The organism is Thermoleptolyngbya oregonensis NK1-22 (assembly GCF_032705245.1).
GTDB lineage: Bacteria > Cyanobacteriota > Cyanobacteriia > Elainellales > Elainellaceae > Thermoleptolyngbya > Thermoleptolyngbya sichuanensis.
This window is the reverse complement of sequence record NZ_CP053540.1, coordinates 3,881,291-3,893,796: the sequence shown is the minus strand read 5'-3', so window position 1 is coordinate 3,893,796 and position 12,506 is coordinate 3,881,291. Positions and strand designations below refer to the sequence as shown.

Sequence of the window (12,506 nt, the reverse complement as noted above, 5' to 3'; positions counted from 1 at the left end):
ATAGCTGAAAATCTCACTTAAGCAACACAATGAATGCTCTGAATGCTCCAAAATCGGCAATCTAAAATCAAAATCAGCCCTGGTTTGGCTTAGGCGGAATCGTAGGATTGTTCCTGGAGCCACTGGAGGATTTCATCGGTGGAAAACGAGCGGTTTTGCTGGATTGAAAGATTTTTAATATCCTGGCAGATCTGCTCGTACTTTTCTCGGTCGAGCGGCTTTTGCAGGCAGTGTTCAAACAAGTAGCGAATGTTGCTCACGCCGCTGTGTTTGCCGAACCAGATTTCGGGCTGTCCGTAGGGGAAAATGGCGTAGGAGAGGCGATCGCGCATCAGGGAATGCACATGAATCCCGGCTTCGTGACGCTGGGCCGCCTGGGAATAGGGCGGATAGGCCCGTGCGCCCAGTTGGTCGAGGTGCTGGCCGACGCGGGCGATCGCCTCGTAGTCTATCCCCGCCACCTCCCAGCCAAACCGCAGCCGCAGCCCGTTTAGCACCTGCTCGATGGCCACATTGCCCGCCCGCTCCCCGATGCCGCCAAAGGTGCCAGAGATCCCCGCCGCCCCCGCCCGCACCGCCTGGATCGTGTTCTCTAGGGCCAGCCCCATGTCGTTGTGAAAATGCACAATCAGCGGCGCACAGCGGGCCGACGCGAGTAAATCGTGAATCCAGATGTAGGATTTTTCTGGCGTAAGGCAGCCCACCGTATCGCACAGCAAAAACTGCTCCAGGTAGGGCGAAAACTGGTTGATGCATTCCACCAAAAAATCAAAATCGGCGCGGCTGGCATCCTCCGCTGCAAAGCTAATTCGCAGCCCAAGCTGAGCCGCGTATTCCAAATGCTGGCGGACGCGACGGCACATATTTGCCCGCACCATCTGCACCTGATCTGGGGTCGCCTTGATGCCATTGAGCAGCGCCGCCTCCCGCGCCTGGCCGCCTTCCGCCACCTGCATCTCTGGGTCGCGCAGCAGCAGCAGCCGATCCGACACGGCATGAAACAAAATAATGTGCTGCACCCCCGTCGTTTGGGACTGCCGAATGCAGGCTTTGCTCATCATTGTGGAGGCCGCCAGTTGCCCCCCCAGCCCATCGGCTACCAGCGTTTTCACCAACTGCTCCTCGACCGGGTGAACGGCGGGCATCAGGGCGAGCGAGTGAACCCCCGTGCTGGCGATTTCGTGGGCCAGCCTGCGCTTTATGTCTTTGCTAAAACAGACTCCGACCTGCTGCTCTCCGTCGCGGAGCGTTTCGTCGGCGATGATCAGGTGAATGGTCTCCATAGGATTGCAGTCGGACTCGGTCCCAAGAAACAACAGCTACGGCGACAAAGTCCGCATCAGAAAAATCTGCATCAAAAAATCTGCATCAAAAAATCTTCATCAGAGGCTCATCGAAACGGCTGATTGAAAAGGCTCATCGAAACAGCGTGGCATTTAGCGTTTATGATTCGGGGTTCATGCAGGTCGGTTTGGGGTTTATTTAGTCATGAGTGTTTTTTAGCACAAGACCAGGATGACACAGCGCATGACGCACAAAGTGGATCAGGGTTCCAGAAGGCTATTGCACCCCTCAACTGCACCCCTCAACTGCGCCCCTCAACAGGGGCGATCGCCCCTGAAAAGCCTGCTGAAGAGGGTTTCTAGGCATCCAGTTCTAGACATCCAGTAAGGATGCACCCCTGCCAGCAACCTACCTAACCCAAACGTATTACCCGCAGGTACGCAAGTTATACCGCAGGGCACCGTGAATCACACGCGAGGCGCAACATAATAAACATACACCCAGCGCCATCCCCCACCAGACCCGTGCTGTATAATTGGCTCTGAATTGAAGGGGGCTGAGCGGCGAGTCATCGCTTTCTCAAGCGCTGTCTACAGACAACAGCATGATGGATGCCCATTCCGCGTTTTTGTCCGTGTGTCATGGTGGTGAGGTTTCAGATCTCCGCTCCCTGCCCAGTCTCTCAAGGGTTTTACATCGCGCAGCCGTCGGCGAAGGGGCAATTCTCCACATTTCTCCAGCCGGAGCCAAACGTCATCAGCCCTATCGGGCGCTGGCTCAGCAGGCCGCAAGAATTTTAGCTGGGTTGTGGGCCGCAGGCGTGAAAGCGGGCGATCGCCTCGTCCTGCAAATTTCCGATCCCGACGAGTTTCTCGCTGCAATCTGGGCGGGGTGGCTGGGGGAACTGGTGGTGGTGCCCATTGCCGTGCCGCCGGCCTATGCCGAGTCGCAGAGCAAGGCACTCCAGTTCCGCGCCATTTTGGGGCAGTTGGATCACCCGTGGGTGCTGGTTGGCGGGGCGATCGCCCCTGCCCTGCAAGCCTTTTGCACGGACGGTTCTGCCGAGTTTCGCTGCGACCCCAGCCGCCTGCTGCCCCTGCCAGCGCTGCTCGCTGCTGAGTCCGATCCGCCGCTCGAACTGCCTTCCGAAACGCATCCCGAAACATCTCCCGCAGCGGCTCTAGCCACCGACCGACTGGCGCTGATCTTGTTTACCTCTGGCAGCACGGGGCAACCCAAGGGCGTGATGCTGACGGAGCGCAACCTGCTGGTGAGCGCCTTTGGCATGGCGACCGTGAACCGCATTACCGAGCGCAGCCTCAGTCTCAACTGGATGCCGCTGGAACATGTCGCCAGCCTCGTGATGTTTCACCTGACGCAGGTTTTTGTCGGCTGTCCGCAGATTCAGGTCAGCAACGACTATGTGCTGCAAGACCCGCTGCGGTGGCTGGATCTGTGCGATCGCCATCGCGTCACCGTCACTTGGGCCCCCAACTTTGCCTATGGGCTGATCTGCGATCGCCCGCAGGACGTGGCCCGGCGGCAGTGGGACTTGTCCTGCCTGGCGTGGATGGGCAACGGGGCCGAGGCCGTCGTCGCCAAAACCACCCGCAGCTTTTTGCAGCTCCTCGCGCCCTGCGGTCTGCGGGATGGCGTGGTCAGCCCTGGCTATGGCATGTCGGAAACCACCTCTGGCATTGTGCATTCCCACGAGTTTTCCCTAGCTACGACCCGCGATGAGGATACCTTCGTCGATGTGGGGCGGCCGATTCCCGGCGTGTCGCTGCGGATTGTGGACGAGCAGCAGCAGGTCGTGCCCGCGGGTCAGGTCGGCAGCCTGCAAGTGCGCGGGCTGACCCTTACCCCCGGCTACTACAATCGCCCCGACCTGAATGCCGAGTGCTTTACGCCCGACGGCTGGTTCATTACGGGCGATCTGGGTTTTCTGCACACCGGGCGGCTCACCATCACGGGCCGCCAGAAAGACCTGATTATCCTCAACGGCGCAAATGTGTATAGCCACGAAATCGAAGCCGTGGTCGAGGAATTGCCCGGTGTAGAAGTGTCCTACACCGCTGCCTGCGCCGTGCGCCGGGATCAGGAAACGAGCGATCGCCTCGCCATTTTTCTGCATCCCACCGTTGAACTGACGGATGCCGCAGCCTTGAGGGAACTGGTGAAAGCCGTGCGACGGCAGGTGTCCACGCGGCTGGGTGTAAGTCCCGATTATGTCATCCCGGTGGCGCAGGACGAGATTCCCAAAACCGCCCTCGGCAAAATTCAGCGCAGCGAACTCAGCCGCCGCTTTCAGGTTGGCGCGTTTGGCGATCGCCTCCAGTCCATCGCCGAAGCGTTTCAGCAGGTTCCACCCGCCCCGCCGCCGCGCAACCAGCTAGAGCGATCGCTGTTGGAGATCTGGCAGTCGGTGCTGGGGTTGGGGGCGATCGCTCTCGACGAGCAGTTTTTTGAACTGGGGGGCAGTTCGCTGCAACTGATGCAGGTGTTGCACCAGCTTCATCAGCAGGGGCATACCGTTTCGGCAGTGGACTTGTTTCAGCATTCCACCATTGCCAGCCTGGCCGAGTTTCTGGCGCGGCCCCCGGTGGCTGAGGCGGTGCCTCAGAACCAGCGGCGCTTCCCGCCGAGATCGCTTCGTGCATCGCAGCGTCGCCGAGAAAATGCAGGACAGTCAAATGCGGGACAGTCAAATGCAGGACAGTCAAACGACATCGCGGTGATTGGGCTGGCCTGTCGCTTTCCCGGAGCCGCTTCGCCTGCGGAATTTTGGCAAAACCTGCAAAATGGCGTGGAGTCCATCACTTTTTTTAGCGATGAAGAAATCCTGGCAACGGGCATAGACCCTGATCTGGTGCGCCATCCCAACTATGTAAAAGCCAGCCCGATTCTAGACGATGTAGAGCAGTTCGACGCGGACTTTTTTGGCTATAGCCCCCGCGAGGCAGAACTGCTCGACCCGCAGCAGCGGCTGATGCTGGAGTGCGCCTGGGAAGCCCTGGAGGACGCGGGCTACGACCCCTTTGCCTACGCCGCAGACGGCGGGGCGATCGCCCTCTATGCCGGCGCATCTATGAACAGCTACCTGCTGAACCACGTCTATCCCAATCGCCATCGGCTGGATGCCAACGACTCGCTGGATGTGGTGACGCTGAGCGCGATGGGCGGCTTTCAGATGGCGATCGCCAACGACAAGGACTACCTCACCACCCGTGTTTCCTACAAGCTGAACCTGACGGGGCCCAGCGTCAACGTGCAGACCGCCTGCTCCACGTCGCTGGTGGCAGTGCATCTGGCCTGCCAGTCGCTCCTGCGCGGCGAGTGCGACCTGGCAATGGCGGGGGGCGTGTCGGTGGAAACGCCGCAGCGGGCGGGGCATCTGTATCAAGACGGCATGATCCTGTCGCCAGATGGCCACTGTCGCGCCTTCGATGTCCAGGCGCGGGGCACGATCTTTGGCAGCGGCGCGGGCGTGGTGGTGCTGAAACGGTTGCAGGAGGCGATCGCCGACGGGGATCAGATCTACGCCGTGGTCAAGGGTTCCGCCATTGGCAACGACGGCAGCCAAAAGGCGGGCTACCTCGCGCCCCGTGCCGATGGACAGGCCGCCGTGATCCGCGAATGTCTGGCCGTGGCAGGCGTTGACCCAGACAGCATTACCTACGTCGAAGCCCACGGCACAGGCACGGAACTGGGCGACCCCATCGAAGTTGCTGCCCTCACCCGGGCCTTTCGCAGCGGCTCCCAGCGCCCGCAGTTTTGCGCCCTCGGCTCCGTCAAAACCAACGTCGGCCATCTCAACGTCGCCTCTGGCATCGTCGGCTTCATCAAAACCGTCCTCTGTTTGCAGCACCGCCAACTGCCGCCCAGCCTGCATTTCCAGCAGCCCAACCCGCAGATCGACTTCGCCCACAGCCCGTTTTTCGTGAATACAACGCTGCGCGACTGGGAAACTGACGGCCCGCCCCGCCGCGCCAGCGTCAACTCCCTCGGCATCGGCGGCACCAATGCCCATATTGTTTTAGAAGAAGCGCCCGCTGTTTCCCGCCCGCTGTCCTCCGTTCCCGATCGCCCGCTGCACCTGCTGGCGCTCTCCGCCAAAACGCCCGCTGCCCTGCAAGCCCTGGCCCGTCGCTATGTCCAGTTCTTCGCAGAGCATCCCGACGCGCCCCTCGCCGACGTGTGCTTTACGGCTAATGTCGGGCGATCGCCCTTTGCTCACCGGCTGGCAATCGTCGCCGCCACCGCCGCCGATGCCCAGGCGCAGTTGCAAAGCTGGCTGAATGCGCCCGAAATCCACACCGTCTCCACCCGCCCCACCGTGGCGTTTCTGTTTACGGGGCAGGGGGCGCAATATGCCCAGATGGGGCGATCGCTCTACGACGCGCAGCCCGTGTTTCGGGGGGCGATCGCCCAGTGCGACAAAATTTTGCAGCCACTCTTGGGGCGGCCACTGCCAGAACTGCTCTATGACGACGCGCAGGCCGACCGCCTCCAGCAGACCCGCTACGCCCAGCCCGCGCTGTTTGCCGTCGAGTATGCCCTGTGCGAACTGTGGCGATCCTGGGGCGTGCAGCCAGATATCGTCCTGGGGCACAGCATCGGCGAGTATGTAGCGGCCTGCGTGGCGGGCGTATTTAGCTTGGCGGACGCGCTGACGCTGGTGGCACACCGGGGCCGGCTGATGCAGGCGCAGCCTCCGGGCGCAATGGCGGCCGTCTTTGCTAACGCCGAGGTGGTGCAATCTGCGCTGCAATCTGCCGGAATCACCGTGGCGATCGCCGCCCTCAACGGCCCGCAGCATACGGTGATTTCCGGTGAACCTGCACAAATCGATCGGGCGATCGCCCACCTCCAGCCGCAGTTTTCCGTCAAGCCGCTGTCTGTCTCCCACGCCTTCCACTCGCCGATGATGGAGCCGATGGTGGACGAATTTCGGGCCCTTGCCAGCCAGGTTCAGTTCACCAGCCCCCGCCTGCCGCTGATCTCCAACCTCACGGGAACGGTCTGCGGCGAGGAAATAACGACGCCGGACTACTGGTGTCGGCAGTTGCGCCAGCCTGTGCAGTTTGCTGCCAGCGTTGACCAATTGCGTCAGCTTAGCTGCACAGTGGCGCTGGAATGTGGCCCCAAGCCCGTGCTAGCTGGCATGGGCAAAGCGATTCAAAAAGACTGGCAAGAACGTGAACGGCGACCATCCGAAACACAGTCTCCAAGTAGTTCTGCAATCCGTTCTCAGAACCATCCGAGAGCAATCCTGGGATCATCGCCGACCCATTCTCGAAACCATTCAGAAATTCAGTGGCTAGCCAGCCTGCATCCGGCGCAAGACAACTGGGCTACCCTACTTCACAGCCTCCAGCAGCTTTACGGCAACGGAGTCGCCATCGACTGGCGCGGATTCGATCAGCCCTACGGCCGACAGCGCCTCTCGCTGCCCACCTACCCCTTTCAGCGGCAGCGCTATTGGCTGGATGTCTCACCTGCACGCGCCACAGCCCAGCCACTCCCTCAAGCTGTCCATCCGCTGCTGGGCCAAAAAATTGCCACGCCCCGCGCCACCCTATTCGACGTGCAGTTTCGGCTGGCATCCCTGCCGTTTCTCTCTGATCATCGGATTCACGGCGCAATCGTTTTTCCTGGCGCGGCCTATCTGGAAATGGCGCTGGCGGCTGGGGCGATGCTGCTGCCGTCTAAGCCGCTTCAGCTTGAAAATGTGGTGCTGGCGCAGGCGCTCGTGCTGGAGGAAGCCCTGGGTAGAGGGCGATCGCTCCAGACCAGCATTTCCCCCGACGGAACCGGATACACTGTCGAAATCCATAGTTGCTGCGACGATGGCGAGTGGACGCTGCACGCTCACGGAACGCTCAGCACAGCGGCTGCCCCCATCTCTACGCCCGATCTTTCCCAGTTTCAGCATACCCACCCGCTGGAAATCGACTGGACAACGTGGCTGGCTTCCTTCCCTGGGCTGGACTATGGGCCACGGTTCCAGGGCGTAAAGCAGGTCTGGCGATCAGCGCAGGAGCCTTTTAATAGCGTTCTGGGATACGTGCAGCTTCCTGACGCGCTGAAATTTCAGGCAGAACACTACAGCATTCATCCCGCCTTGCTCGATTCCTGTCTGCGAGTTGTCTTGGCTTTGGTACAGAACCCTGCTCAACCCTATGTCCCGATTCGTCTCGATCGCCTGCACGATTACGGTCATCGATCTAATCAACTCTGGAGCTATGTGACGGTCAAAGAACAGTCTGCCAGCGTGCTAACGACGGATGTATGGCTGTTCGACGAGCAGGGAAAGCCCGTGCTGGCGATCGCCGGATTGACCGCCAAAGCTGTGTCTCCGCAGGCATGGGGCCGCACGCCCGACGCTTCTCGCTGGCTCTACGAACTGGCGTGGCAGCCTGCGTCTCGTCCCGCATTGCTCGACTCCACATCCGCAGGGCACTGGCTAATCTTTGCCGACGCTCAGGGCGTGGCGCAGCAGTTGGTCGAATGTCTGGACGCAGCGCAGCAGGCCTACACTGTTGCGGTTTCGAGCGATCGCCCATCGGCTCTGCCCGCAGCGCAGCGAGTAAATGGCGATCGCCCCGACGAATTCCTGGCGCTCATACAGCAGGTTTTGCAGGATAACCCGGCGATACGCGGCATCGTTTACCTCTGGGGACTGGATGCAGCCGCGATCGCAGACACCACAGCCGCCTACGCCGGAGCGCTCCACCTGACGCAAGCGCTGATTCAGAAGGGCATTCAGGCTCCGCTGTGGCTGGTGACGCAGGGCAGCCAGTCCCTCAATCTGGTATCTGATGCAGCACCCGAAACCCAGGCAGCGGGACTGGCACAGGCTTCGCTGTGGGGGCTGGGGCGCACGATCGCCCTGGAATATCCTGCGCTTCCCTGTCGCTGCATTGACCTGGAGCCAGATGCAGATTTTGGCTGGGGCGGAGCGCTCTGGGCAGAGATGCAGTCCAATGCGGAGGATGCCTGCGTAGCGATTCATGCGGGTCAGCGCTACATTGCCCAACTCCAGCCCTATGCGGCATCTCTGCTGGCGGGCGATCGCGCTTTGCAACTTCAAATTGCAGAACGAGGCAGCCTCGATCGCCTTGCCTGGGAAACCGTCGAGCGGCGATCGCCCGCAGCAGACGAGCTCGAACTGCGGGTGCTGGTGGCGGGGCTGAACTTCCGCGATGTGCTGAATGCACTGGGGCACTATCCTGGCGAGGCGGGCCCCCTGGGGCTGGAGTGCGTCGGCGAGGTGGTGCGCGTGGGTGCGGCGGTGCGGGACGTTTCGCCAGGTGACGTGATGGTAGCAATCGCCCCCGGCTGCTTTGGACAGTTCGTCACGGTTTCGGCAATGCTGGCAGTTCCTAAACCCGCCACGTTGACCCCGGCCGCAGCCGCCACCCTGCCCACGGCCATGCTTACGGCTGAGTATGCGCTGCGAACCGTGGGCGGCCTGCAACCGGGCGAGCGGGTGCTGATTCACGCGGCGGCGGGCGGTGTGGGGCTGGCGGCGGTGCAACTGGCGCAACAGATCGGCGCGGAGATTTTCGCCACTGCTTCTCCCAGCAAGTGGCCGGTGCTGCAACAGCGCGGCGTGACCCGGCTCTACGATTCGCGATCGCTCGATTTTGCCGCCGAGATGGTTCGCGACGCAGGGGAGCAGCCCATCGACTTGGTGCTAAATTCCCTCACGGGCGACTTCATGCTGAAAAGTGCAGCGCTGCTGGCTCCTGGCGGGCGCTTTGTGGATATCGGCAAGCCCGACCCGGCGCTGGTCTGGCAACTGCGGCAACTCCGCCCCGACGTGCAGTACACCGCCATTGACCTGATGCAAGTGACCACGCAGCAGCCCGACCAGATTCAGACCATGCTGCGGCGGGTGATGGCGCAAGTCGAGGCGGGCCAGCTTCAGCCACTCCCCCACACCCGGTTTCAGCGCGACGGCGTGATCGATGCATTCCGCTATATGCAGCAGGCGCAGCACATCGGCAAAGTGGTGATCGAGTTCGCCAAACCCACCTTCGCGCCGCGTCCCAAGAGTGTGTACGTGATCACGGGCGGGCTGGGCGGATTGGGCGTGCAGGTGGGGCGATCGCTCGTTGAATGGGGCGCAACGCACCTGCTGCTGATTGGGCGGACGGCTCCCAGCCCCGAAATCGCCGCAGAGTTGGCAACCTGGGAGCAATCCGGCGCATCCGTCGCCACTGCCCAACTCGACTTGGCGGATGAAGCTGCCGTGACGAACTTTTTCCAATCCCAGCGCCCCTTTGCCGATTTGCCAATTCGCGGGGTGTTTCACGCAGCCGGCGTGCTGGACGACGGGGCGATCGCCAACCAGACCCCGCAACGATTCGAGTCAGTCATGGCCGCCAAACTCCGGGGCGCATGGATGCTGCATCGCCTCAGTCAGGACTGGCCGCTGGACTGCTTTGTGCTGTTTTCCTCCGCCGCATCGGTCTTGGGGTCGGCGGGACAAGCCAACTACGCCGCCGCCAACGCCGGACTGGACGCGCTGGCCCACCTGCGGCGATCGCTCGGCCTGCCCGCCCTCAGCATCAACTGGGGCCCCTGGGCAGCCGTGGGCATGGCCGCCCGCCGCGCCGACCGCGCTGCCCCCCAGGGCCTCCAAAGCATGGAGCCGATCCCCCCTGAAACGGGCGTGACCCTCCTCAAAGCGCTGCTGGCGGAAACTGTGCCCCAGGTCGCTGTGCTGCCTTATGCCAAACCGCAAGCCCCTGCCGCCACATCTGCACCCGTTGCCATCTCCTGGTTTGAGCAAATTCGCCAATTGCCAACAGGCGATCGCCCCGCTGCCCTGACCGCCCGCCTCCAGCAAGCCGTTGCCAACCTGCTGGGTCGCCCCGCCACCAGCCTCGACCCGCATCAAGGCTTCACTGACCTCGGCCTCGACTCCCTCACCACCATCGAGCTAACCCACCAGTTGCAACAGCAAGTGCCCCAGCCGTTGCCCAACGCGCTGCTCTACAGCTATCCCACCATCGCCACGCTCACGGAGTACCTCTTGCATTTACTTGAACCAAACTCTGGCAGTGCCGAATCATCTGCATCTTCAACTCAAAAGAACGCAGCAGCGAACGGAAGCGAGGATGACGCTTCACACGAAATTCCGAACAGCTTTACGAATAGCTCAGTGAACGATCCTGAAGCGGCGATCGCCCAACTCACCGAAGCTGAAGCCGAAGCCCTCCTGCTCAGCGAACTCGACCGCCTCAACCTCAACCCCTAACCCCAAAATCCAAAATCTAAAATCCAAAATCCCCCATGACCGAAGCCTCCCCCACCAAACGCGCCCTCCTGGCGATTCAGCAACTCCAGGCAAAGCTAGAGGCGCTGGAGGCAGAAAAGCACCCGCCGATCGCCATTGTGGGCATGGGTTGTCGCTTTCCCGGTGCGGAGACGCTGGACGACTTTTGGGCGCTGCTGTACGCGGGCAAAGACGCGATTACCGAAATTCCGGGCGATCGCTGGAACCTTGACCAATACTACAGTCCAGACCCCAGCGCAGCGGGTAAGATGTACACGCGGCACGGCGGCTTTGTGCCCCATCTGCACGACTTTGACGCGGCTTTTTTTCGCATTGCGCCCCGCGAAGCCGCCAGCCTCGACCCGCAGCAGCGCCTCCTGCTGGAAGTGAGTTGGGAAGCGCTGGAGCAGGCCGGCATTTCGCCCCACCGCCTGTTGGGACAATCGGTCGGCGTGTTTGTTGGCATTTGCGGCATCGACTACTGGCATCAGCTTTTGCAGCAAGACCCCAGCATGATCGATGCTTACTTGACCACGGGAAACACCCACAGCACCGCTGCTGGCCGCTTATCTTATCTGCTGGGCAGCACCGGGCCGAGCATGGCGATCGACGCGGCCTGCGCCTCTTCCCTCGTCGCCGTGCATCTGGCCTGCCAGAGTTTGCGTCAGCGGGAATGCGACCTGGCGATCGTCGGCGGGGTGAACCGGATTTTGTCGCCGGAGATGATGGTGAACTTTTGCAAGGCGAAGATGCTGTCTGCAACCGGACGCTGCCACAGCTTTGATGCCAGCGCCGACGGCTTTGTCCGCTCCGAAGGCTGCGGCGTGGTGGTGCTAAAGCGGCTGGACGAGGCCCTGGGCGATCGCAACTTTGTGCAAGCGGTGATCCTGGGTTCCGCTACCAATCACGACGGCCGCTCCAGCGGGCTGACCGTGCCCAACGGACTGGCGCAGCAGGCTGTGATCCGCCAAGCCCTGAAGCAGAGCCGCCTAGAGCCGCAGCAGGTCAGCTATCTGGAAGCCCACGGCACGGGCACAGTGCTGGGCGACTCCATCGAGCTAGAGGCCCTGGGGCAGGTGTTTGGTGCGTCTGGAACAGATCGCGCCGTGAATCGCCCCGACCCGCTCTGGATTGGCTCCGTCAAACCCAACATTGGGCATCTGGAAGCTGCCTCTGGCATGGCTGGGCTGATTAAAGTGGTGCTTGCGCTCCAGCATCAAACCCTGCCGCCCCATCTGCATCTGCGTCAGCCCAACCCGCAAATCAACTGGGCCCAACTGCCGCTGAAAGTGCCCACTGCTCCCACCCCCTGGAACGGGCCGCGCCGCATTGCCGGGGTGAATGCCTTCGGCTTTAGCGGAGCCAATGCCCATGTGGTTCTGACGGAAGCGCCCGCGCCCGAATCCGCCCCCCTGCTCCCCTATCCGCTGCACCTGCTGACCCTCTCTGCCCGCACCGAACCCGCCCTGCGCCAACTGGTCGAGCGCTATGTGCAGCATTTGCAGCGACATCCCGATTCCCCCATCGCCGACCTCTGCTGGACGGCCAACACGGGGCGATCGCCCCTGCCCCTGCGCCTTGCCATCCTCGCCGATTCCCTGCCAGACCTGCTGCAAAAACTGCATTCCGTCCTACAAGGCACACCTGCACCGGGCATTCTCCAGGGCCGCGCCCAGCCCACCGCGCCCGCCCTCCAGATTCACTACACCGCCGCCGCCCAGCCGCCCACGGCATCCACCCGCCACCTGTCGCCCGACACCGCCGCTGGCCAACTTCCCGACATTGCCACCGCCTTTGTGCAAGGCAGCGAATTGACCTGGCACGATGGCGATCGCCGCTATTTTCAGCAAACCGTCGCCCTGCCCACCTACCCCTTCCAGCGCCAGCCCTGTGGCCCGATTCCTGCCCCCTAATCCGTCTCCCCTGGAACTGGCAC

General features: G+C 62.0%; 3 protein-coding genes. 2 read left to right on the top strand and 1 reads right to left on the bottom strand.

Annotated features, from left to right (window positions below):
* Positions 1–89 precede the first annotated feature (89 nt).
* Positions 90–1,283, bottom strand: a complete 1,194-nt coding sequence (locus HNI00_RS16395; protein WP_316787626.1) for a 2-isopropylmalate synthase — start codon at positions 1,281–1,283, stop codon at positions 90–92.
* A gap of 605 nt (positions 1,284–1,888) precedes the next feature.
* Between HNI00_RS16395 and HNI00_RS16390 the strand changes: the two genes are divergently transcribed.
* Both HNI00_RS16390 and HNI00_RS16385 read left to right on the top strand, forming a co-directional pair.
* Complete coding sequence (locus HNI00_RS16390; RefSeq protein WP_316787625.1) at positions 1,889–10,552, top strand: SDR family NAD(P)-dependent oxidoreductase; 8,664 nt, start codon at positions 1,889–1,891, stop codon at positions 10,550–10,552.
* 35 nt (positions 10,553–10,587) lie between these two features.
* Complete coding sequence (locus HNI00_RS16385; RefSeq protein WP_316787624.1) at positions 10,588–12,483, top strand: type I polyketide synthase; 1,896 nt, start codon at positions 10,588–10,590, stop codon at positions 12,481–12,483.
* Positions 12,484–12,506: the final 23 nt, after the last annotated feature.

Coding starts and splice junctions, on each gene's coding strand:
- HNI00_RS16395 (WP_316787626.1), bottom strand. CDS start 1,283: ATGGAGACCATTCACCTGATCATCGCCGACGAAACGCTCCGCGACGGA.
- HNI00_RS16390 (WP_316787625.1), top strand. CDS start 1,889: ATGATGGATGCCCATTCCGCGTTTTTGTCCGTGTGTCATGGTGGTGAG.
- HNI00_RS16385 (WP_316787624.1), top strand. CDS start 10,588: ATGACCGAAGCCTCCCCCACCAAACGCGCCCTCCTGGCGATTCAGCAA.